The organism is Variovorax sp. GW460-12-1-14-LB1, from assembly GCF_059423605.1.
In genome coordinates this window covers 23749-49299 of sequence record NZ_JBWKYF010000027.1, presented here as the reverse complement: position 1 = coordinate 49299, position 25551 = coordinate 23749, and the positions used below count along the sequence as shown (strand labels likewise).

At 67.2% G+C, this 25551-nt stretch carries 13 protein-coding genes; all 13 read left to right on the top strand.

Going from position 1 to position 25551, the window contains the following annotated elements:
• Positions 1-192 precede the first annotated feature (192 nt).
• The 13 genes from AC07Y4_RS15700 to AC07Y4_RS15640 all read left to right on the top strand — a co-directional run bounded on the left by AC07Y4_RS15700 (position 193) and on the right by AC07Y4_RS15640 (position 25489).
• On the top strand, positions 193-1026 hold the full coding sequence (locus tag AC07Y4_RS15700) for a DUF6502 family protein (RefSeq protein ID WP_095950009.1): 834 nt from the start codon (positions 193-195) through the stop codon (positions 1024-1026).
• The gene (locus AC07Y4_RS15695) at positions 1023-2369 is read left to right on the top strand and encodes a DUF5666 domain-containing protein (protein WP_487850007.1); all 1347 of its coding nucleotides are present in this window, start codon (positions 1023-1025) and stop codon (positions 2367-2369) included. Before AC07Y4_RS15700 ends, AC07Y4_RS15695 begins: the two co-directional genes overlap by 4 nt.
• A gap of 378 nt (positions 2370-2747) precedes the next feature.
• Positions 2748-3218, top strand: coding sequence for a hypothetical protein (locus AC07Y4_RS15690; RefSeq protein ID WP_062470870.1), 471 nt, complete (start codon positions 2748-2750; stop codon positions 3216-3218).
• Positions 3219-3592: 374 nt separating this feature from the next.
• Positions 3593-5275: a sensor histidine kinase gene (locus AC07Y4_RS15685; RefSeq protein WP_487850006.1), complete on the top strand. Its 1683-nt coding sequence runs from the start codon at positions 3593-3595 to the stop codon at positions 5273-5275.
• Positions 5276-5312: 37 nt separating this feature from the next.
• Entirely contained in the window at positions 5313-5999 is a 687-nt protein-coding gene (locus tag AC07Y4_RS15680) for a response regulator (protein WP_095950012.1), read from the top strand.
• Between the two features lie 858 nt (positions 6000-6857).
• Positions 6858-7631 (top strand): LuxR C-terminal-related transcriptional regulator, encoded by a 774-nt coding sequence (locus AC07Y4_RS15675; protein WP_495274819.1) that lies wholly within the window; start codon positions 6858-6860, stop codon positions 7629-7631.
• A 13-nt stretch (positions 7632-7644) separates the two neighbouring features.
• A complete protein-coding gene (locus tag AC07Y4_RS15670) occupies positions 7645-8097 on the top strand; it encodes a hypothetical protein (protein ID WP_487850005.1) in 453 nt (150 codons plus the stop codon).
• Positions 8098-8593: 496 nt separating this feature from the next.
• On the top strand, positions 8594-19588 hold the full coding sequence (locus AC07Y4_RS15665; RefSeq protein ID WP_487850004.1) for a peroxidase family protein: 10995 nt from the start codon (positions 8594-8596) through the stop codon (positions 19586-19588).
• Between the two features lie 41 nt (positions 19589-19629).
• Positions 19630-19899: a hypothetical protein gene (locus AC07Y4_RS15660; RefSeq protein ID WP_157627276.1), complete on the top strand. Its 270-nt coding sequence runs from the start codon at positions 19630-19632 to the stop codon at positions 19897-19899.
• Between the two features lie 31 nt (positions 19900-19930).
• Entirely contained in the window at positions 19931-21613 is a 1683-nt protein-coding gene (locus AC07Y4_RS15655; RefSeq protein WP_095950015.1) for a type I secretion system permease/ATPase, read from the top strand.
• A gap of 36 nt (positions 21614-21649) precedes the next feature.
• Positions 21650-22987, top strand: coding sequence for an HlyD family type I secretion periplasmic adaptor subunit (locus AC07Y4_RS15650; RefSeq protein ID WP_070059823.1), 1338 nt, complete (start codon positions 21650-21652; stop codon positions 22985-22987).
• A 34-nt stretch (positions 22988-23021) separates the two neighbouring features.
• Complete coding sequence (locus AC07Y4_RS15645; RefSeq protein ID WP_487850003.1) at positions 23022-24806, top strand: multicopper oxidase family protein; 1785 nt, start codon at positions 23022-23024, stop codon at positions 24804-24806.
• A 29-nt stretch (positions 24807-24835) separates the two neighbouring features.
• On the top strand, positions 24836-25489 hold the full coding sequence (locus AC07Y4_RS15640; protein WP_070059880.1) for an SCO family protein: 654 nt from the start codon (positions 24836-24838) through the stop codon (positions 25487-25489).
• Positions 25490-25551 lie beyond the last annotated feature (62 nt).

Sequence of the window (25551 nt, the reverse complement as noted above, 5' to 3'; positions counted from 1 at the left end):
GATCGGCCTTGGCAGCACCGGCCGGACGGTCGCCCCGCGCCTGAACATGAAACTTTGGCTCACTGGCCGTCAAACCGCAGTCCAAAGCTTTCACTGCAGCGCGGTGCGCAGGACAATGGGGCGTTGATGGTGGTCGGGGCGCCGCCTCCGATCCTGTCGGCATCGCACTTTCAGGACTACACACGTCGCGTCATGGAACAACGGCTGGAATGGGCCCTCGCGGCCTGCTCACGCATCCTTCGACCCGTGGTGAAGCTCGCCCTCGCGATGGGGGTCAAGCACCCCCACCTGGAGGAGTTGCTGCGCGACCTGCTGATCGAGGAGGCGCAGCACTCCTGGCGCAGCCAGGGCGTTCCCAAGCCCAACCTGAGCCAGTTGTCGGTCACCACCGGCCTGAACCGCAAGGCCGTGACCGCCAAGGTCCGCTCCACCGTCGACCCCTTGCCCCACACCGAACTCTCGGCCGCGGCCAAGACCTTCACGCTGTGGCTGCAGATGCTGACCGAAGACGCTTCGTTCCGGCGCCTGCCCGTCACCTCGGGCCACACGGCGCCCTCGTTCGAGGCGGTCGCGCGCCTGAGCAGCCGTGGCAACGTCCACCACCGCACCATCCTCGACGAGCTGATCCGGTTGAACATGGTGACCGAGAACGAAGGCATGGCCGAGCTCACCGCCGACGGTTTCGTGCCCGTGCAGGACCTGCAATCGATGCTGGCCTTCCTGGGCGACAACGGCCGGGATCACCTGCTGGCGGCCGTCGCCAACACGCTGGGCGAGCAGCCCCGCATGCTCGAGCGCGCGGTGTACGCGCGCGGGCTGTCGCTGAACGATTGCGAACAGATCCACCGCCTGGTGCGCGACCGCTGGTCCGCCCTGCACCACGAGCTCGCGCAGGAAATGGCACAGGCGGTCAGCCGCGCGCCGGCCCGGGCCGAAGGACGAATCCGTGTCGGCATCTACACGTACTACGAGGACGAGGGCACGCCGCCCCCGCCCGCGTCCTCTGAAAGCGAGCGCCCCTCATGAGCACGATCCAAACACCCCGCCGCCTCCTGCTGGGCCTGTTCTGCGCCGGCCTCATGGCCCTGTTGATGTCCTGCGGAGGCGGAGGTGGCGCCTCGACCGGGAACCTGGGCCTGGGCACCGGCACCGCGATCGGCGGTGACAGCCCGGGCGGCGCGGGCACGGGCACAGGCGGGGATGGGACCGGGTCCGGCTCGGGCAACGCCGGCACGGGCGGCTCCGGCGACACCGCCAGCAACGGCAACACCGACGGCTCCGGTGTCGGCTCGGGCGGCACCGGCGTGACCGCGGACGCCGCCGGCATCGGCGCCGCGGACGGCCTGGGCAGCATCATCCTGAACGGCCTGCGCTACACCACGGACACGGCCACCATCACCGTCGAGGACGCCACCGAACTCCAGATCGGCATGAGCGCGCGGGTCGCCGGCAAGGTCGACCCCGACTTCACCCGCGGCATCGCGACGCAGGTCGTGTCGGGGGCCGAACTGCGCGGTGCCGTCTCGCGCATCGACGTGGGCGCCGGCAGCTTCGTCGTCATGGGCATCAACGTGACCATCGATGCGGCCACGGTCTGGGCCGACGTGAACGGGCTTGCCAACGTGGCCGACGGCAGCCCCGTCCAGGTGTGGGGCCTGCCCGGCGCGCCGGGCACGCTGCGCGCCACCCGCGTGCTGACCGCACCCACGCTGACCGCCCCGCTGGTCACGGGCGCCATCCAGAACCTCAATGTGACGAGCCAGACCTTCACGCTCGGCCAGCTGACGGTCAGCTATGGCGGCGCCAGCTTCACGGGCATCGACGCCTCGTCGCTGGCCAACGGGGTCATCGTGCGCGCCCGCGGCACGGCCGCGCCGGTTGGCAACGCGTTCACAGCGACCAAGGTGGAGGGCTGGTACGCGATACCGACGAGCAACGGCATCGCACTGCAACTGGCGGGGGACATCACCGACTTCGTCTCGCGCGGCGCCTTCAAGGTGCTGGGCACGCCGGTGGACGCCACCAACGCGCAGATCACGGGCGGCCCCGTCGGTTCGCTCGGCAACGGCGTGAAGGTCGAGGTCGACGGCTTCATGTCCGGCGGGGTGCTGGTCGTCAAGAAGCTGCGCATCCGCCATGTGCCGGGCACGGGCGGGCCGGCCTCGTTCACGCTCATCGGCGCCATCGGCGGCTACCAGTCCCCTGCCAATTTCAGGGTGCAGGGCCAGCCGGTGGACGCCAGCGGACCGGGTACCACCTTCGAGAACGGTACCGCCGCGAACCTGGCCAACGGCCAGCGCGTGACCGTCGTGGGAGACCGGGTGGTCGACGGTGTTCTCATCGCGCAGCGGGTGACATTCAACCCCTGACCTGAAGCGGCGGCGCAGCGCCCCGCCGTCCGGCCGCATCGCCCGCCCCTTCTGGCGGCAGGCGAAGCCGGGCTTTCGCACACATCCAGCTCGATATCGCCGCATCGCGGCGGGCCTGCGCGCACGCGGGCCGGATAGCACCTTCGGCCATCTATCTCCAAACCCATGGCGAAAGTACGAAAAAGGGACTAAAGTGAAAAAATCACATTTCTTACATTGGTGGCTTCCGTGTCTGTTCCCGCGAGTTCAGTGCGACCGTTGCTCCCCGTTGGCATCGCAGGCCCACGCCTGACGGATGCCTCCCTGTGCGGGGCTGCGCATCGGGTGCCTGTTCGTCGCCGGGCCAGCCGGCACCGCTGACACTGCGAGGAGTACCGCATGCCGCTCGTCCTTCTTCTTCGGCTCATGAACAAGCGTTTTCCGGTCATGCTCACGGCGGACGCGGACATCCGGCATGCCTCGGTGCTGGTCGCCACCGGACTCATCGAAGCCGAGTTCCATGTCGACAACTTCGGCTACCAGCGGTACGAAAGCGCCCAGGTCTTCGCCATCACGGACGAGGGGCACGCGGAGATCGCCACGCTCTGCGGCAACGGCGCTTCGGTGCATGAAGAACGCCCCCAATGGAGCGTGATGCCGCTCGATTACCTGCGCAGGATCGGCAACTCGACCTTTCCCCTGCACACCGAGGACCCGTCGGAGATCAACTCCGTGGCGGTTCTTGAGGCCGCCGGCATGGTGGAGGCCACCCTCCCCCCGATCTGCCGCGCCCGGCAGAAGCTGCGCCAGGCCACCGTCCTGCGGGTCACGCCCCTGGGACGGACGGCGCTGGTGCCGCGGCGGGGCTGAATCCGGCTCCGGATCGCACGGCGCGCCCGCCCTGGCGCGCCGGGGATCGGTGCGTCCGGCGCGCACGAACACCGCCCCTCGCGTTCCCCTTGCCCCACACCTCCATGAATCGGGTACCCGTTTGCCCTGCGGCAGCCCCCGGCCCAGCGAAGGCGCCTCGTACGGCGATGAAAAAAGCCTGCCCACGACACAATTGAAACCAAGTGCAACAGACGTCACAGATCGCCCACAAGGTTCCTTTCGAGTACCAAAGAAGTAATGTGAAACCTTCACATACACCGCGTTATTGGCACGAAGAAATGAACGCCAGGCTGTTACCACCGAACGTCGGCCCCTGCCGTGCATGAAACAGTTCATGCGAAGGATGTCTTGCCATGCGCGCCCCCGTCTCCGCCCCGAGCCTCGACAGCAGCCTGTCGACGGATGCGCTCATGGCCGCCCGCATGCGGCTGGTGCTGTCGATCTCGGCGGTGCTGGCCATGGCGGTCGATGCGGGGCCCACGCGGCAACCGGTGGCCAGCGCCGTCTGGCTGGCCTTTTGCGGATACCTCCTGCACAGCGTGCTGGTGCACGCCTGCACACAGGGGGGCTGGCGTCATGTCCAGGGCAAGGCGGTCCACTGGTCCGACGTGATGTGGTTCACGCTGATCGTCTTCGTGACGGGCGGCGTGCACAGCCTGTTCTTCCTGTTCTATTTCTTCGCCATCCTGACCTCCTCGTTCCGCTGGGGCTTCGAGGAAGGCGCCCGCGTGACGATCGTCTCGGTCGCGTCGTTCGCCGCCTGCGGGCTCGGCACGAGCACGGGCGACGACGCGCCGCAGCTGCTGATGCGCACGACCTTCCTGCTGGCGCTGGGGCACATGATCGTGCACTGGGGCGGCTCCAAGCTCATCCTGCAGCGGCGCCTGGCCCTGCTGGGTGACATCAGCCAGCTGTCGAACCCGCGCTTCGGCGCGGGCCGCACCATCGCCCGCACGATGGAAAAGACGCTGGCCTTCTTCAAGGCCAGCCATTGCATCCTCATGACGCGGGACACCGCCACCGGCAACTGGACCCTGCGCACGCTGCGCAAGGACGACACCTGCGAGCACGTCGGCGTCGAGACGCTCGGGGGCATCGCCGAGTCGCCGCTGATGGCACTGGAGCATCCGCACACCGTGCTGAGCAACCGCCTGCCCTGGCCCCTGAACCACTTCTTCGCGCGCAGCCACATGCACGGCCCCGGTGCGATCGGCTGGCGCCCCGAGGGCCGCGACGGCGCCAAGCGCAGTGCCGCCGTGGCCGCCATGCTCGAGGCCCGCGCGTTCATCAGCGCCGCGCTGCCGCTGCGCCTGGGCGAGGGGCGCGTGTTCATCTCCTCGCGCAACGGCCACTTCAGCAAGTCCGACGCGCTGTTCCTCGCGCATCTCATGGAACAGATCTTCCCGGTCATCGAGACCATCGAGGTGCTCGACCGCATGGCCTCGGAAGCGGCCGCGACCGAGCGCCTGAAGATCTCGCTGGACCTGCACGACACGGCCGTGCAACCCTACATCGGGCTGCGCATGGGCCTGTGCGCCCTGCGCAAGAAGGCCGCCGCGGACAACCCGCTGCTCGAGGACCTGGACAAGCTCGCCGAGGTGGCGAGCGGCGTGATCGCCGACCTGCGGCGCTTCGCGGGCGCGGTCAAGGCCGGCCCGGAAAGTTCGTGCGGCCTCGTGCTGCACCAGCTGTACAGCCAGGCCGCCCGCATCCAGGGCCTCTACGGCATCGAGATTTCGGTGAACGTCGAAGGCCACGTGCGTCTTGACGACCGCATGACCGCGGAGGTCCTGCAGATGGTGGGCGAAGGCCTGAACAACATCTGCAAGCACACGCAGGCCCGCCGCGGCAGCGTGCGCATCGGCTGCCGCAACGGCTGCTTGCACCTGCGCATCGAGAACGAAGGCGACGAAGAGAACTTCGCGCCCTTCCGGCCACGCTCCCTCAGCGACCGCGCAGCGGCGCTCGGAGGCCGCGCGCAGGTCAGCCGGTGCCGGGGCGGCGGCACCGAGGTGCTGATCGAAATCCCCATCTGAGCCCCCAAAAGCACGACAACAGTCCGAGGAGCCCCTCATGCAAACCGAAGCCCACCCCATCGGCGTCCTGCTGGTGGACGATCACCAGACCATGCTGTGGGGCCTGTCCCGGCTGATCGACGGCGAACAGCCGCGCATGAAGGTCGTCGCCACCGCCAGCTGCTGCGAAGAGGCCGTGGCGCACACGCAGAGCCTCGCCCCCGACGTCATCGTGCTCGACCTCGACCTGGACGGCCATTGCGCCCTGGACATCCTGCCGCAGCTGCTGTCGAACGAGGTCTCGCGCGTGGTCGTGCTGACCGGCGAACGCGAGCAGCGCACGCTGGACCTCGCGGTGCTGCGCGGCGCACGCGGCGTGATGCGCAAGGACGCCTCCGCCGAGCAGGTGCTCGATGCCATCGAACGCGTGCACCACGGCGAGCTCTGCGTCGACGCCCCGACCATGGGCCGCGTGCTCTCGGAACTCACCTCGGTGAAGAAGCCGCCGAAAGCCGACCCCGAGTCCGTCAGGCAGGCCAGCCTGACCCAGAAGGAGCGCGACATCGTCCGCACCGTGGTGCACGGCAGCGGCGCCTCCAACAAGACCCTGGCCGGGCAGGCCTTCGTCACCGAACACACGCTGCGCAACCACCTCACGTCGATCTACCAGAAGCTCGGCGTGACGAACCGGCTCGAGCTGTACATCTACGCCGTCAAGCACCACCTCGACGCCATGGCGCACTGACAGCGCCCTGCCCGACCTGTCCTTCGGGGCGCCCACTGCGGGCCGCTCAGCGTCGGCATGCCCCTCCGGGACCCGCCATTTCCCCGCTTTTCCGATCCCCGCCTGCTGCGATCAGTTGACGTGCGGGAGCACACCGCACTGGCAGAGGAGAAGAAGATTCGGCACCGTATTTCGTGCCACCTCAAAGAAATTGAATTTCAATTGAATTGAAAAATCATGATCAAACGAGAGAATAGATTCCAAAAATGAAAATCGGATAGCAGACAATTTGGTTAATAGAAGATTCCATTCAATTCAAATATCGCCGGAATTTCAATAATCAAATTATTTCCTCGGTTTCAATTGGTTTTTTAAGTATTCTGCTTCATCAAACACCAAATACCCAATCAGAAATGAATTTCATATTTGATTAATTTCATTATTTTCAAAATTTCCTATCATAAATAAACCCATTCCACTTTTCAACGAGCATTGCTCACTTGGCGAACAATGCGTCGTTTTTCACGATCAGCCTGAAAAACAGAGAAATTAGGTATATCGAACGTCATGGTTCAGGTAGTTCCATTTTGAAACACTCATGTCTTTCCACAAACAGGAGCAAAAGACCCGCGCAACTGACCCGTCAAGTTCATAGGATTGCGCAAGCCTCGGGCCGAATTGAATTTCAATTAAAACTCACAGAAAACATTCAATTCGGCACTTGCCTTTCATTTTTCTCTTGAAAATGTATGAAACCCCAAACTGCTTTGCCGCCGATGGGGAAAGTGGCCCCGGAGCGCTCGATGGACGACCTTTGCGTCTCCCCGCCCACGCTCGCAACGACCGGCCTGCGTCGCTCACGCCAACCGGGGCAGGCACATGCTTGATCACCGGCTCATCAGCTCTGGCGAGAAGGCCTCCGTCGGCGTCTGCGCGCCCGCCGCGAGGCTGTGGCCGGACTTCCTGATCGGCCAGGAGAAATCGCCGTTGCGCGTGCTGCTCGTCGACGACGACGAGTACATGCGCCGGGTGATCGCCCAGGAGTTGCTGTCGGACCTGCGCATCCAGCTCGAAGGCCAGGCCGACAGCGTTCGCGAGGGACGCCGGCTGCTGACCACGCACACCTTCGACGTGCTGATGCTCGAGCTGCAGCTGGGCGACGAGATGGGTTTCGAGCTGATCACCGAGGCACGCCGCCTGCACCGCAGCAGCGAGGTCATCGTGATCTCTTCGCTCGAGGACGATGCCCACGTGCTGCGCGCCTTCGAACTGGGTGCCATGGGGTACCTCCTGAAGAACGCCTGGTTGCAAAGCTTCGCCGATGCCGTGCTGCACGTGGTGAACGGCGGGGCCGCAATCACGCCCCGACTCACGCGGCGCCTGCTGCACCGCCTGGACTACCACCCCCGCGAGCCGGTCGCCGACAAGGCGCCGTCGCCGCCGAGGCCGCCATCGCGCGACATGACACTGACGCCGCGAGAGAGCGAGGTCCTGCGTTGCGTGGCCTCGGGTTACGTCTCCGCGGAGATCGGCGCCAAGCTCGGCATCACGGGCCAGACAGTCAATGTGCACATCAAGAGCATCTACAAGAAGCTGCATGTGCATTCGCGCGCCCAGGCGGTGAACTTCGCCGTTCACACGGGCCTGATCTGAAGGCAGCGACCCCATGACCCCGATCGATTGCCCCTTCGCCGCCGGATCGCGCCCCCGCCGCGGGCTCGACAAGCGGCCCCTCGTCCAGGCCATGCTTGTCGCGGCCTGGGCCACGCAGGTCATGTGCGCCGACCTGGCGATCGCGACGGAAGCGACGTCGGCCGCCGTTGCGGCGCACGAGAACCCGGATGGCGGCGTTGCGGACGGCGAAGTCGCAAGCGACGCGGCCGTGGTGACGGCCTCTCCCGACGATCCGGCGGCCACAACAGGAAGCGGCGACCCGGAGCGTCCCGGCTCCGCCGTCTACAGCCCCTTCGCGACCCCGCCACACGGCAATGAAAGCCCTCCGCCTTTCGCTGCGGCGTCCCAAAAAAGCAATGGCGGCCATGCGGAAATGGCGCTGATCGCCCTGATTTCGGCCGGTGTCGCCGCGGCCGCTGTTTTTTTTTGGCTCTGGCGCGCGTAGTCAGGCTCTCGTCAGTTAATTTGTATGTGAGAAAGTTGCATTCCTGAAGATGGCCTCTCATAATTAGCACCTTCGTTTTCGAAGACAACCAATCGACCACCGGTTGCCGTCCGCTTACAAGCGGCAACGACTTTCGGCGCGCCGACCTAGATTCTTTTTGACAGGATCCATGGTGGGGGTATCGCATGAACAAGTGTCGAATCAAGGTCCGCATGAAATGCGGGCTTCATCTCCATGCCGGCATCGCGCCTGACCGGCATCGCGCAATGGATATTCGCTGCACCGCCCCGCTGCGGTGCCTGAGCGGCCGACGACGACCCTAGTCGCTCCCCAGGCGTGACCGCCACCGGGTCACGCGCTGCATCACTTCCTCGAAAAACCCGCGGCTGGCAATTCCAGGCGCGCGGTCACTCCTGAGCCACGCTACATGAGCCTTTTCGCCATGTAGGCGGGACCGGGGCTGCATTGAAAGTCGTTCGTCTTGAGGAGAATAGAAATGGCCACGCTGATCAGGTCCGATCTCGAATTCATTCTTCAACAAATTCTCATTGCGGAAGCACAAGCAGCGGGAGCGGACCCCGCGAGCCTCGTCCCGAACGCCTTTGCGCCTTTCGGCCTCCGGACGGTCGACGGGTCCTACAACAACCTGATGCCGGGCCAGAGCGACTACGGCTCCGCAGACAACCCGTTCCCGCAGCTGGTGCCGCAGACCTACAGCAACGAGCAGGACGACGCCTTCGCAGGGATCACCAACACGGACTACGGCAGCGCCGGGAACGTGGTCGATGCCGACCCGCGGCTGATCAGCAACCTGGTCGCCGACATGACCAGCAACAACCCCGCGGCGGTGAGCGCCTTCGTGGCCGCGGGCCTCGGAACGCTCGACGCAGCCGGCGTCCTGTACGACCTCCAGGGCGTCGTCATTCCCCCCGGCACGCTGCTGGAGATTCCGAACACCAGCCCCGACGAAGGCCTCTCGGCGCCCTTCAATTCATGGTTCACCTTCTTCGGCCAGTTCTTCGACCACGGCCTCGACCTGGTCAACAAGAGCAGCACCGAGATGATCTTCATGCCGCTGCAGCCGGACGATCCGCTGTTCAGTACGGCCCCCGGCGCCCCCAATTTCATGATCCTTTCGCGCGCCACACGCGACGCGAACGGCGACCAGACCAACCAGACGACGCCCTTCGTCGACCAGAACCAGACCTACACCTCGCATCCCTCGCACCAGGTGTTCCTGCGCGAGTACGTGCTCGACGCCAACGGCCGTCCGGTGGCCACGGGCAGCCTGCTCGATGGCGCCGACGGCGGCCTTGCCAACTGGGCCCAGGTCAAGGCGCAGGCGCTGATGCTCGGCATCCAGCTCGACGACGCCGACGTGCTGGACCTGCCCCTGCTGGCGACGGACCAGTTCGGCAAGTTCATCCCCGATCCCGTGACCGGCTTCGCGCAGATCGTGCTGCGCGCCGCCGACGTCGGCGGGCCGCTGGACCCGGACGGCAACGGGCTCGCCTCGGGCACGCCCGGCGCGCCCATCGATGCCAGCGTGGGCGTTCGCACCGGCCATGCTTTCCTGAACGACATCGCGCATGCCGCGGCGCCCGTGTTCGTGGGCGGCGTGCTGGCGCCCGACAGCGACTCGGCCGTCGGCCTCTCGGAACCGGGCACCTATGACGACGAACTCCTGGACCGCCACTTCATCACCGGCGATGGCCGCGGCAACGAGAACGTGGCCCTGACCGCCGTCCACCACGTCTTCCACTCCGAGCACAACCGGCAGGCCGAAGAGATCAAGGCCACCGTCCTGGCCACCGGCGACGCTGCGTTCATCGCCTCATGGCAGTTGCCCGACGGCTCATGGAACGGCGAGCGCATCTTCCAGGCCGCGCGCTTCGCGACGGAGATGCAGTACCAGCACCTGGTGTTCGAAGAGTTCGCGCGCAAGATGCAGCCGGCCGTCGACGAGTTCCTGGCCGAAACCAACTACCAGACGACGATCAACCCGGCGATCGTCGCCGAGTTCGCACACGCGGTCTTCCGCGTCGGCCACACGATGCTGACCGAGACCGTGGACCGGCTGGACCCCAATTTCCTGTCGAGCGATCTCGCGCTGGTCGATGCCTTCCTCAACCCGATCGGGTTCAACAACGACGGCGCACTGACGCCGGAGCAGGCGGCCGGCGCCATCGTGCGCGGCATGACCCGGCAGGTGGGCAACGAGATCGACGAGTTCGTCACCGACGCAGTGCGCAACCAGCTCCTGGGCCTGCCGCTGGACCTCGCCGCCATCAACATCGCACGCGGCCGGGACACCGGCATTCCGACGCTCAATGAAGCACGCCGGGAGTTCTACGCCTCGACCGCGGACCCGCAGCTCAAGCCCTATACGAGCTGGGTCGACCTCACGCAGCATCTCAAGCACGAGGCCTCCGTCATCAACTTCATTGCGGCGTACGGCACGCATGGCGCGCTGACCGCCGCGGACGTCGACACGATGGCCGAGAAGCGGGCCGTGGCGGCCGCACTCGTCTTCGGCGGCACCGTGGTTCTCAACGCCGGCACGGCCGCGGAGCGCAGCTTCGTTGCAGACGAAGCAGACAGGCTCGCCTTCCTGAACAGCACGGGCATCTACGCGATGGTCGGCGGTGTCACCACCACGGGCGTCGATGACATCGACCTGTGGATCGGCGGCCTGGCCGAAGAGCAGATGCCCTTCGGCGGCCTGCTGGGCTCGACCTTCAACTTCGTCTTCGAATCGCAGATGGAGGCGCTGCAGAACGGCGACCGCTTCTACTACCTCTCGCGTCTGGCCGGCCTCAACTTCCTCACCGAACTGGAGAACAACACCTTCGCCAAGCTGGTGATGCTCAACACCGACGCCACGCACCTGCCGGCCGACATCTTCTCGACCCCGGGCCTGATCCTCGAAGTCGACCCGCTGCGCCAGTTCACCGGCATCGGCGTGGACGGCCACGGCGACCCGACCGAGGGCGGCACCGAACTCACACCGCTGGTGATCCGTGACGATCCCACGACCGCGGCCGTGGAGACCACCTACCTGCGCTACACGGGCGACGAACACGTCGTGCTCGGCGGCACCGCCGGCAACGACACCCTGATCGCCAGCATCGGCGACGACACCATCTACGGCGACGGCGGCAACGACCGCATCGAGTCCGGCGACGGCAACGACCAGGTCGAGGGCGGCGCGGGCGACGACATCATCACGGACCGCGGCGGCGACGACGTGCTCAAGGGCAACGAGGGCAATGACGTCATCCACGGCGGCAACGGCGCGAACCTCATCATCGGCGGGGACGGCAGCGACTTCATCATCACCGGCGAGGACGTTTCCGAAGTCTTTGCCGGCCAGGGCAACGACTTCGTCCTGGGCAGCAAGGGCAACCTGCCGACATTCGGCAACGAGGGCCATGACTGGATCGAGCTGGGAACCCAGGACGGCACCACGGGCGACAGTTTCGATCCGCTCGTGCAAGACAGCGTCATCGGCAACGACGTCCTGATCTCCGGCGGCGGTTTCGACGAGCTGATCGGCGAGGGTGGTGACGACATCTTCACCGGCTCCGACGGCGAAGACCACTTCGACGGCGGCTCCGGCTTCGACTGGGCCAGCTACAAGTTCGACAAGTACGGCGTGACCGCCGACATGATCGTCAACGACTTCGTGGTGCCCCCGGTGGTCAACTCGAACGCCGCGATGATGGACCGCTTCGCCTTCACCGAAGGCCTGTCGGGATCGGCTTTCGCCGACTTCCTGCGCGGCGACGACGCCGACGCCGTCGAGATCCTGCAGGCCGGCTGGACCGGCAGCGTGCTCACCAACATCGCGCTGATCGACGGCCTGCAAGGCCTGCTGCCCGCTGGCATGACCTCGTTCGGCGAGGGCAACATCATCCTGGGCGGCGACGGCAGCGACCTCATCGAGGGCCGCGGCGGCAACGACATCATCGACGGCGACGCCTGGCTCAACGTGCGCATCGCCGTCTCGGGCGTGCCCGGCCTCACCAGCGTCGACAGCCTGAAGGAGCTGGTGCCGCGCATGCTCTCGGGCGAGATCAACCCGGGCCAGCTCAGCATCGTGCGCGAGATCCTGATGTCCGACAGCGCCGACTACGACACCGCGATGTTCTCCGGGCTGCGCGCCAACTACACCGTCACCACCGGCGCCGACGGCCGCACCACCGTCACCGACAACGTCGGCACCGACGGCACCGACATCCTGCGCAACATCGAGCGGCTGCAGTTCTCCGACGCCGTCCAACTGCTGTCCGGCAGCAACAACGCACCGGGCGGCTCGGTCACGATCAGCGACGACACGCCGCAGATCAACCAGCTCCTGAGCGTGTCGGCCGCCCTCACCGATGCGGACAACCCTGGCGGCACCGTCACCGGGCCGATCAGCTACACGTGGCAGTACGAGGCCGACCCGACGCGCGCGCCGGGCGTGTTCCGCGACATCATCGACCTGGGCGGCGGCCAGCCCGCCACGGTGAACGGCACGACCTTCCGGGTCACCGCGCCCTTCGACGGCCTGGCCATCCGGGTGCGGGCCGTCTACCGCGATGCCGACGACGTGCTGGAAACCGTGTACTCCGCGCCCACCGCGGCGGTCACCGGCGTGGCGGCCGTCGTGCCGCCGGCGCCGGCGCCTTCCTCCGCGCTGGTCGACAGCGCGGGCGTGCGCTTCCTGCAGTCCGACCTGCAGTTCATCCTGGAGCAGATCAAGATCTCGGAGCGGCATGCGAGCGGCGAGGCGCTGACCGACATCCTGGACAACGCGCGCGCGCCGCTCGGCCTTCGCACGGTGGACGGCTCCTACAACAACCTGGTGCAGGGCCAGTCCGGCTTTGGCGCCGCGGACCAGGTGTTCCCGCGCCTGGTCGATCCGGTGTTCCGCAACGACCAGGACGGTGACAGCATCAACCTCGGCCCGGGGGGCACGCTCACCAACACGGACTACGGCCCCAGCGGCAATGTGGTGGACGCCGACCCGCGCATCATCAGCAACCTGATCGTCGACATGACGAGCAACAACCCGGCGGCGGTGAGCGCGTTCGTCGACGCGGGCCTGGGCACGCTGGTGGACGGTGTGCTGTACGACCTGGACGGCGTGGCGATTCCCGTCGGCACCCTGCTGGTCATTCCGAACACCGCGCCGGACGAAGGCCTGTCGGCGCCGTTCAACGCCTTCATGACCTTCTTCGGCCAGTTCTTCGACCACGGCCTGGACCTCGTGGCCAAGGGCGGCAACGGCACCATCTTCGTCCCGCTGCAGCCCGACGATCCGCTCTATGTGTCGGGCAGCAACAGCAACTTCCTGGTGCTGACGCGCGCCACCCAGGTTGCCGGACCCGGCGCCGACGGCGTCATGGGCACCGCGGACGACACCACGCACGAGGCCACGAACCTCACGACGCCGTTCATCGACCAGAACCAGACCTACACGTCGCACCCCTCGCACCAGGTCTTCCTGCGCGCCTATGAGCTCAACGCCGACGGCAAGCCGGTCGCCACCGGGCGGCTGATCACCAACCGCGACCTCGGTGCCGACGGCATCTTCGGCACCGGCGACGACATCGAACTCGGCGGCATGGCCACCTGGGCGGTGGTCAAGGCGCAGGCGCGCGACCTGCTGGGCATCGCGCTGGACAATGCCGACGCGCTCAACCTGCCGCTGCTGGCGGCCGACGAGTACGGCAACTTCATTCCCGACCCGGTGACCGGCTTCGCGCAGATCGTGCTGCAGGCCGGCGGCACGCTGGCCTCGGGCTCGCCGGGCGCGCCGATCGATGCAAGCCTGGCCGTGCGCACGGGCCACGTGTTCCTGGCCGACATCGCCCACACCGCCAACCCGGTGAACAGCCAGGGCGTCGCGCTGACGGCCGATGCCGACGACCAGATCGGCGGCACGCCGGCCGCGGGCTTCTACGACGACGAACTGCTCGACGCGCACTACATCGCCGGCGACGGCCGGGTGAACGAAAACATCGCGCTGACCAGCATTCACCATGTGTTCCACGCCGAGCACAACCGGCTGGTCGAGCACACCAAGGCGGTGATCATGGCGTCGGGCGACGCGGCCTTCATTGCCGAATGGCACCTGCCCGACGGTTCGTGGGACGGCGAGCGCCTGTTCCAGGCGGCCCGCTTCGGCACCGAGATGCAATACCAGCACCTGGTGTTCGAGGAGTTCGCGCGCAAGGTGCAGCCGCAGATCGACATCTTCTTTGCCGCCACCCAGGTCTACGACACCGAGATCGATCCATCGATCGTCGCCGAATTCGCCCACACGGTGTACCGCTTCGGCCACTCGATGCTGACGGAGACGGTGGACCGCTTCGACGTCGACTTCAACGTGATCGGCGGCACGGCCGACCCCACGCAGCAGCTCGGGCTGATCGAGGCCTTCCTCAATCCGCTCGCGTTCGCCGCCAGCGGCATCACGGCGGATGAAGCGGCCGGCGCGCTCGCGCGCGGCCTCACGCGGCAACAGGGCAACGAGATCGACGAGTTCGTGACCGAGGCCCTGCGCAACAACCTGCTCGGCCTGCCGCTCGACCTGGCGACGATCAACATCGTGCGCGGGCGCGACACCGGCGTGCCGACACTCAACGCCGCGCGGCGCGACTTCTACAGCGTGACCGGCGACAGCCAGCTCAAGCCCTACGCGAACTGGGTCGACTTCATGCAGCACATCAAGCATGAGGCCTCGGTGGTCAACTTCATTGCGGCCTACGGCGTGCACGCCAGCCTGGCCGCCGCCGACACCCTGATCGAGAAGCGCGCGGCGGCGGTGGCGCTGGTCTACGGCGGCATCGGTGCGCCGGAGGATCGGCTCGACTTCCTGTACGGACGCAATGCCTACGCGGACGAGGCCGGCATCACGACCACCGGCGTCGACGACATCGACCTGTGGATCGGCGGTCTGGCCGAAAAGCAGATGCCGTTCGGCGGCCTGCTGGGCTCGACCTTCAATTTCGTCTTCGAGGAGCAGATGGAGAAGCTGCAGGACGGCGACCGCTTCTACTACCTGGAGCGCACGCAGGGCCTGAACTTCCTCACCGAGCTGGAGAACAACTCCTTCGCCCGGCTGGTGATGGCCAACACCGATGTCGAGCACCTGCCCGGCGACATCTTCACGACGCCGGGGTTCACGCTGGAGGTGGACCCGTCCCGGCAATTCACGGGCCTGGGGCTCGACGGGCGCGACGATCCGACGGCCGAAGGCAGCCTGACGCCACTGGTGCTGCGCAACAACCCCGGCACCGAAGCGGCCGATCCGAACTACCTGCAGTACAGCGGCGAGGACCACGTCGTTCTGGGCGGCACCGCAGGCAACGACACCATCATTTCCAGCATCGGCGACGACACGCTCTGGGGCGACGCCGGCAATGACCGGCTCGAAGGCGGGGACGGCAACGACTTCGTCTTCGGCGGGGCCGGCGACGACATCATGACGGACCTGGGTGGCGACGACAACATGCAGGGCGGCGACGGCAACGACGCCATCCACGGCGGCAACGGCATCAACCTGATCCTGGGTGGCCACGGCAACGACTTCATCGTCACCGGCGAAGACCCGTCCGAGGCGTTCGGCGGCACGGGCAACGACTTCATCCTCGGCGCCCGCGGCAACGAGTTCGTGTTCGGCAACGAAGGCGACGACTGGATCGAGAAAGGCATGGCCGACGGCAGCGCCGGCGAGAACTTCGACGCCTTCGCCCGCGACCAGGTGGTGGGCCACGACGTCTTCATCGGCAACTCGATCTCCGACCGGATGGACGGCGAAGGCGGCGACGACATCATGTTCGGCAACGGCGGGCAGGTGGACCGCTACGAAGGCGGCTCCGGCTTCGACTGGGCCGGGTTCAAGGACGACGCCTTCGGCGTCACGGCCGACCTGTTCCTTCGTGCCTTCGACGAGACGCCCGTGCCGATCTCGAACGCGACCGTGCTGGCGCGGTTCACTTCGGTCGAGGGCATGTCGGGCTCGGCGCATGCCGACGTCCTGCGCGGCGACGACAACGATGCGGCCGCGATGGCGCTGTCGGGCACCACGGGCAGCGTGCTGACCCACATCGAACTCATCGACGGCCTGCAGGGGCTCCTGGACCAGGTGCTCGGTGTCGGCATGGAGATGGACGGACCGGTGACTTCGTTCGCCGGCAACATCATCCTGGGCGGCGGCGGCAGCGACCTGCTGGAGGGCCGCGGCGGCAACGACATCATCGACGGCGATGCCTGGCTGAACGTGCGCATCAGCGTGCGGGAGAACGCCGACGGAACGGGCGCCGAGATCGCGAGCTATGACACCATGACCGACCTCGAGCTGCAGGGGCGCGTCTTCGACGGCACCTACAACCCGAGTCAACTCACCATTGCCCGCGAGATCCTGATGTCGGATGCGCCGGACTTCGACACGGCCGTCTTCTCGGACGTCTTCGGCAACTACGAGATCACCTTCCTCGAAAACGATGTCTGGCGCATCAGCCATGTCGTGGACGGCGTGGCCGGCGCCGACGGCATCGACGTGGTGCGCAACATCGAGCGCCTGCAGTTCTCCGATGGCGCGGCATTCATTGCGGAAGAAGGCTTCAACCTCGATCCCGAAGGCCAGCTGACCCTCAGCGACACCACGCCCACCCTGGGCGCGACCCTCACCGTGTCGGCCCTGGGCGTGACCGATCCGGACAACGTCAGCGCGACCAACCCCGACGGTGCGATCACCGGCCCCATCGCCTACTTCTGGCAGGCCGAGGTCCGCCCCGGCATCTTCGAGGACATCCTGATCGAGAACGCCGGCGGCGAGGTGGCCCGGGCCACGGGCACGAGCTTCACGCCGCGGACCTTCGAGCTCGGCCTGGCGCTGCGCGTGCGGGCGGTCTACAAGGACGCCAACGACGTGCTGGAGAACGTGTACTCCGCCACGACCGCGCCGCTGGCCCTCAACGCCGCGGCCACCGGGCAGCCGACGATCAGCGACACCACGCCGACCGAAGGCCAGCTGCTGACGGCATCGACCCTCGGCATCAGCGACGTGGACGGGCTGACGGGCGCCGTCTTCAGCTACCAATGGGAACAGGCCGTCAACACGGGCGTCGGCGGCGGCGCCGCCGGGTTCACGCCCATCGCGGGCGCCACCCTGGCGACCTTCACGCCGGGCGCCGACCAGGTCAACCGCGAACTGCGCCTGACGGTGAGCTTCACGGACGATGCGGGCGCGCTCGAGACGGTGCGCTCCGCGGCCACCGTGGTCACGGGCGACTTCATCGCGGCCAACAACGCCGCCCAGGTCCTCACGGGCACTGAAGGCCAGGACGTGATCTTCGGCGGCGGCGGCGCGGACGCCATCAACGGCCTCGGCCAGGACGACCTCATCGACGGCGGCGCGGGCAGCGACAGCATCGCCGGCGGCGCCGGCAACGACACCATCAACTACACGATGGGCGAAGGCACGGACACCGTCGACGGCGGCGCGGGGCTGGACACCCTGAACGTCATCGGAACGGCGGCGGCCGACGCGCTCGCGGTGAGCTACAACGGCACCGCGCTCACGGTGGTGGCCGGCGGCACGGTGAGCAATGTCGAGTCGGTCACGGCCGACCTGCTGGCCGGCGTGGACACGCTGACCTACACCAGCGCCGCGGCCATCTCGGTGAACCTCACGGCCGGAACGGCCTCGGGCTTCACCTCGATCGCCGGCATCGAGAACGTGACGACAGGCGGTGGCGCCGACGTGCTCGTAGGCAATGCGCTGGCCAACGTGCTCAACGGCGGCGGCGGTGACGACCGCTTCGTCGCGACGGTGAACGACGGCAACGACAGCTACACCGGCGGCGGCGGCACCGATACGCTGGACCTGTCCGCGGTTTCCGCGGGCGTGACCATCACCCCGACGACCGCCACGGGCGCGCAGACGGGCACCGATGCGCTCTCTGCCATCGAGAACTTCATCGGCAGCCAGGGCGCCGACAGCATCGTCGTCAATGGCGGTGCGAACGTGATCGACGGCCAGGGCGGCAACGACGTCATCGACGCCGGCGGCGGCAACGACACCGTGACCGGTGGCGAGGGCAACGACACGCTCACCGGCGGTGCCGGCAACGACACGGTCAGCGGCGGCGCGGGAGACGATCTCTTCCACTACCTCGTCGGCGACGGCGCCGACACGATCAACGGCGGCGCGGGTGCCAACGACCGGCTGACCATCGCCGGCACGGCGCTGGGCCAGACGCTCGCGGTGGTGCTGACGGGAACGGCGATCGCGTCCCTGGCGGGCGGCACCGTCACCGACGTCGAGGCGGTCACGGCCGACCTCCAGGGCGGCGTCGACACCCTGAGCTACGGTGCCACGACCACGGCCGTCACCGTGAACCTGGCCACCGGCACGGCCACGGGCTTCGAATCGGTGGCGAACATCGAGAACGTGACCGGTGGCGCCGGCAACGACACGCTGACCGGCAACACCGGTGCCAACGCACTGAACGGCGGTGGCGGCGACGACCGCTTCGTCGCGACGATCGGCGACGGCAACGACAGCTATGTCGGCGGGGCCGGCGTGGACACCTACGACCTGTCGGCCACCACGGCCGGCGCGACGGTGACGGTCAACCTCGCCACGAGCGCGCAGATCGGCACCGACACGCTCAACACGATGGAGAACATCATCGGCAGCCAGGGCAACGACATCATCGTCGTCAATGGCGGCGCGAACTTCATCGACGGCCAGGGCGGCAACGACACCATCAGTGCCGGCGCCGGCGACGACATCGTGCTGGGTGGCTCGGGCAACGACACCATCAACGGCCAGGCGGGCGACGACAGGCTCACCGGCGGGCTGGACAGCGACACGGTGGACGGCGATGCGGGCGCAGACACCTTCATCGCCACGGTGGGCGACGGCAACGACAGCTACGCCGGCGGCATCGGCAACGACACCTACGACCTGTCCGCCACCTCGGCCGGTGCCACGGTCACGCCGACCTCCGCCACCAGCGCCGAGACCGGCACCGACACGCTGAGCTCGGTGGAGAACGTGATCGGCAGCCAGGGCAACGACAACATCAGCTTCGCGCCCGTGGCTCTCCTGAATGCCGCGAACGTGGTGGATGGCGGTGGCGGCAACGACACCCTCAGCACCGGGGCGGGCGCGGACCGGCTGACCGGCGGCACGGGCAACGACACCATGGACGGCGGAACGGGAGACGACGTCTTCGTGTTCGCGCCGGGGTTCGGCAACGACACGATCCTCGGCTTCGATGCCAGCGGGAACCTGCTCAACGGGCAGGACCGGCTGAACATCTCCGCGATGGGGATCAACGCCGGCAACTTTGCCGCCAACGTGTCCATCACCGACCTGGGCGCCGACACGCTGGTCGAGTTCGACGGCCTGGAAAGCATCCTGCTGATGGGTGTGAACGGGGTGGGAACGAACACCATCACGCAGGCCGATTTCGTGCTGTCGGCATGAGCACCGCCAACGTTTCAACGACCTTGACCACGGAGAACGACATGGACGAGAAAAACAACGCAAGCCCGCAGCAGGCCCCTCGTTCCATCTCCGACCCGCGCGAGGTGGCGACGTTGATCATGTCGCGCATCGGCATGGTCAACGCGAAGAAGGACGAGCTGAGCGTCGCCATCCAGGGCCTGTGCGACGCGACCCAACAACTGTCGCGCGCCTACTCGGCGCAGATGGTGACCATCGACCGGCTGGTGCGGCGGGTGAAGTCGCTGGAAGCCGCGGCGCAGGCCGCGGCCCAGGACCAGCAGGTCAACTGAGCAACGCCCCACAGAACCACAGGAGACGCACATGAAAACCCTGTGGATGGAACTGCGACCGCTGCTGCTGTACATCGCGGCGTTCTCCTTCTTCATCAACCTGCTGTTCCTGGTGCCCGCGTTCTTCACCCTGCAGGTGTTCGACCGGGTCATCTCGACCAGCAGCCATGAAACGCTGCTGGTGCTGCTCGCCGGGACCGGCGTGGCGCTGTTCATCCTGCTGCTGCTGGACTACCTGCGAACCCGGCTGCAGAACGTGGTGGGCATCATGGTGGACGAGCGACTCTCCCCACCGGTGGTGAACGCCATCGTGGAGCGCGCCGCACGCGCCCCGAGCGGCGTGAGGACAGAAGGAATCCGCGACGTGGCCGCGCTTCGCGCCGTGTTTTCCGCCAATGGCCTGATCGCGGTGTTCGATGCGCCCTGGGTGTTCGTGTACGTGTTCGTGATCTGGATGTTCCACCCCGCGCTCGGCGTGGGCGCTGCGTTCTCCGCGCTCCTCATGCTCGGCCTGGCCTGGCTCAACGACCGCATCAGCCGCCGGTCGCTCGAAACCCTGCAGAACGAAGGGCGACGCGCCGCGCAATACGTCGAGAGTTCCTTGCGCAACGCCGAAGTGCTGCAGGCCCTGGGAATGACACAGCGCCTGCTGGTGCGCTGGCGGGCGCTCCAGGACCAGATCGCGACCATGCAGACCAGCGCCAGCCGCAGCACCGTGGCGTTCACCGCCGGGACCAAAGCCGCGCGCCAGGCCATCCAGATTCTCATGCTGGCCCTGGGCGCGTACCTGGTGCTGAGCCAGCAGGCTTCCGCCGGCGTGATGATCGCCACCAGCATCCTGCTGGGCCGCGCGGTGCAGCCGGTGGAGCAGCTCGTGGGCAGCTGGCGCACGCTGATCGAGGCCCGGGCGGCCTACGGGCGCCTGCAGGAACTGTCGAAGGACTTCGAGCGCACCGAGCCGCATGTCGCCATGCCGCGCCCCGAAGGACGCCTGAGCGCGGAGAACATCTCGTACCGCGCGGCCGGCTCGGAGACCCTGGTCCTCTCGAACATCGTCTTCGCGCTGGCGCCCGGCGAGGCCCTGGCCATCGTCGGCCCGAGCGCGGCCGGCAAGTCGACCCTCGCGCGCGTGCTCACGGGCGTGTGGCGCCCCAGCAGCGGCAAGGTCCGCCTCGACGGCGCCGACGTGTCGTACTGGCCGCGCGAAGAGCTGGGCCCCTACATCGGCTACGTGCCCCAGGACGTCGAGCTCTTCGACGGCAGCGTGGCGGACAACATCGCGCGCCTGGACAAGGTGGACTCCGAAGCGGTGGTTGCCGCCGCCGTGCGCGCCAATGCGCACGACATGATCCTGACCCTCCCGAAGGGCTACGACACGCCGGTGGGCGAACACGGCTCGCGGTTGTCTCCGGGCCAGCGCCAGCGCATCGCGCTCGCCCGCGCGCTGTACGGCAACCCGCAGCTGGTGATCCTGGACGAGCCGAACTCCAACCTGGACGGCGCGGGAGAAGTCGCACTCGCCCAGGCGATGAGCGGCCTGCGCCAGGCGGGCGTGACCTCGGTCGTCGTCACCCACCGCCCCTCGCTGATCGCCCACGTCGACAAGATCCTGGTGCTCGCCGCGGGCCGCATCCAGCAGTTCGGCCCGGCGAGCGAGGTGATGCGCGACATGCAGCGCCAGGCCCAGGCGATCGTGGACCAGAAGGCCGCCTGAGCGCCGCGCCGCCGTTGCGAACAAGGACCCCGCACCATGAGCACCGCCACACTCCCGATGCCTCCCGTTGCCGCCCCACGCAGCAGCCGGGAACATGCACGACGCCTCGCGCGAAGCGGATGCTGGGTCATCCTCGGCGCGATCCTGCCCCTGGGCCTGTGGATGGGCCTCGCCCCGCTCTCGATGGCGGTGGTGGCCCCCGCGTTCGTCAAGGTGGACCTCAACCGCCGTCCGGTGCAGCACCTGGAAGGCGGCACCGTGCGGGAAGTCATGGTGCGCGATGGCCAGCATGTGAACGCCGGCGATCCGATCCTGGTCCTGGGCGACGTGCGCGTGGACGCGGACCGCAACCGCCTGAGCTATCGCGTCCATCTGGAGCGTGCCATGCTGGTGCGCCTGGAGGCCGAGCAGTCCGTCGCCAAGACGCTCGCCTTCCCCGAAGACCTGCTGCGCGCGGCCCGGCAGGACGATCGCATCGGGCAGGCCCTGCTCAAGGAGACGGCGCTGTTCCAGGCCCAGCGCCATTCGCTGGACAGCGCGGCCTCGCTCATGAGAACGCAGCGCGATCGCGTGCAGCAGGAAATCGTTGCCGTGCACGCGCAGATCGCGCAGGCGCAGAACTCGCTCGTCCTGCAGCGCCAGGACCTGGAGGCCAACCGCGGCCTGATCCAGGAAGGCTTCATTTCGTCGAGCCGGATCTCCCAGCTCGAATCGGTGGTGATGGAGTACGCGGCCAAGCTCGAAGAGCGGCGCACGGAACTGGCGCGCGCCGCCCAGCGCCTGGTGGAGATCGACCTGAAGATCCAGTCGATCCGCAACGACTACGTGAAGGCCGCGAGCGACCAGCTCAAGGCCACCACCCAGCGCCTGGGCGAGATCGAGCAGGAGCAGCGCAAGTCGAACGACGCGGCGCAGCGGCAGGTCGTCGTGGCCCCGGCCAGCGGCGAAGTGATCGACCTGAAGTTCACCTCGCCCGGCGCGGTGGTCGGGCCCGGAGAAGCGATCGCGGACATCGTGCCCAGCGACGCCCAGCTGATGATCGAGGCGCGCATCCGTCCGGAAGACATCAGCAACGTGCACCTCAACCAGCGCGCGCGGGTGAAGTTCACCGCCTTCAAGTACCGCAACACCTCGATGGTCACGGGCAAGGTGACCTATGTCGCCGGCGACCGGTTGATCGAGCGCCAGACCAACCTGCCCTACTACAGCGTGATGATCCTGGCCGACGCCGAGTCGCTCAGGGCCATCGGCGACTTCAAGCTCCAGGCGGGCATGCCCGCCGAGGTCTACATCGCGGGCGTCTCGCAGACCGCGCTGCAGTACGTCATCGAGCCCATCACCTCCACCATCCGCCGATCGGGACGGCAGATGTAGCGGGGCTGTTCTCTGTCAACGAGGGGAATACATCATGCGCAAGGATTCCAACCACCACGACCCCGTGACGCCTGTCGCCCACAGCAAGAGACGCACGTTCCTGAAGGCCTCGCTGGCAGCCACGGCCGCCCCCCTGGTCCTGACACCGGGCAAGACCCGCGCACAACCCACGCCCCTGCCGCCCAGCCCGCCGACGACACCGTGGGTCGAGGACCTGCCCAACCAGGTCACGCCGCTCACACCGCTGGCCACGCTGACCCCGGCCCCGACCCTCAACGCGAACATCGCGGGCGGCGAGTGCGGGCGTGCACCGCACCAGCGCTACGCGGAACTGACCGTGCCCGGCAAGGCCGGCACGCCGCTGCTGTACCAGCTGACGGCCAAGGAGAACCCGGCCTGGCTGTTCAACGGCAACAACCCCTACTACCCCCCGCAGCCCATCTGGGGCTACGAAGGCAACACGCCGGGGGTGACCACGCCGGGCCCCACGATCCACGCGCGCTACGGGCAGTCGGTCATCTGCCGCATCCGCAACCAGCTGCCGCAGAACCACACGGGATTCGGCTCGCCCGAGATCAGCACGCACCTGCACAACATGCACACGCCGTCGGAGAGCGACGGCTTCGCGAGCGACTTCTACAGCGCCGTCCAGGGCGGCGTGACGCTGACCGCGCCGGGGACTTTCAACGACCACTTCTACCCCAACCTCTACGCCGGCTTCGACGAGTTCGGCGGCCTCGGCGATTCGCGCGAAGCCCTGGGCTCGCTCTTCTATCACGACCACACGGAAGGCGTGACGGCACCGAACGTGCTCAAGGGCATGTTCGGGCGCTACATGGTCTTCGACGCGCTCGACACCGGCGACGAGACCACGGGGCTGCGGCTGCCCAGCGGCGCGTACGACTACCCCCTGAGCTTCTCGGACAAGCGGTTCGACTCGGGCGGCCGGTTGACCTTCGACGAGCTCAACCCCGAGGGCGTGCTGGGCGACAAGATCGTGGTCAACGGCAAGATCGAGCCGGTGCTGCGCGTGGCACGCCGCAAGTACCGGCTGCGGCTGCTGAACGTCGGCCCATCGCGCTTCTACGAGTTCGTGCTGCAGAACACGGGCGGCACCATCGTGTACCCGTACACGCAGATCGCCAGCGACGGCAACCTGCTGCCGGCACCGATCGTGAACCAGCTGAGGGTGCGGATCGCACCGGCCGAGCGCGCGGACATCGTGGTGGACTTCTCGCGATTCCCGCTGAACACCACGCTCTACCTCGTCAACCAGCTCACGCAGGTCGATACCCGCCGGCCCGGCCCGGTGCAGTCGCCGGGCACGCGCGTGCTCAAGTTCATCGTCGATCGCCAGCCCCCGACGCCCGACCTGAGCGTGGTGCCGAGCGTGCTGCGCCCGCTGCGCGACCTGCCCAGTGCCAGCGAACTCGCGGCCCTGCCGGTTCGCACCTGGGTGTTCCAGCGCAACAGCGGCATGTGGAACGTCAACGGGCTGTTCTTCGATTCGCTCACGGCCAGAGCCAGGATCACCAGGGGCACCGCCGAGATCTGGGAGTTCATCAATCCCGACAACGGCTGGCAGCACCCGATCCACGTGCACTTCGAAGAAGGACGGATTCTCAGCAAGAGCGTCAACGGCGTGAGCCTGACCATTCCCGTGAACGAGCGCGGACGCAAGGACGTCTTCGTCGTCGGCGAACTCATGACCGTGAGGGTGCTCGTGCGCTTTCGCGATTTCTCGGGCAAGTACCTGATGCACTGCCACAACCTCACCCACGAGGACCACGCAATGATGGTTCGCTTCGACATCGTGTGAAGAACGCCGATGACTTTCAGGAGATTCTCATGAACCACCGCAGACACTTGATCGCCGGACTGGGCGTCGCGTCCTTGTACGCGTTCGGCCTGCCCGCCTCCGCCGAGGCACCGGCAACGGCTGCACGCCCGGGGCGTCGCATGCCGAACGTCGAACTGAAGACCCACACCGGGGCGAAGGTGAACTTCTACGACGACCTGGTCCGGGGAAAGATCGTCGCCATCAACATGATGTATGCGGACTGCGAAGGCATCTGTCCGCTCATGACCAACAACCTCCTGCGCGTGCAGGAGCGCCTGGCCTCTCGGGTGGGCCGGGACATCTTCATGTACTCGATCACCATCCGCCCGGAGATCGACACCGTGGAGCACCTGGCCGACTACGCCGAGATGCACAGCGTGAACCCGGGCTGGCTTTTCCTGACCGGGAGCCGGAGCAACATCGACCTCGTGCGCTTCGCCCTGGGCTTCTACGACCCGGACCCGAAGGTCGACAAGGAGATCAATCGCCACACCGGCATGGTGCGCATCGGCAACGACGTCTATGACCGCTGGTCGATGGCGCCGGCGCTGGCGGCGCCCGAGCAGATCGTGGCCGCCATCCTGCATGTCGATCGCAGCCCGGCCGCGGTTCGCCGCGCGGGTGGCGCCATCTTGCAGGCCGACCCTCGGAGCACGGTCTGAACCAGCGCCTGCGCCGACCCCCACCCGGTGGACAGGGCTCACGGGCCCCCGCCACCGGGAAG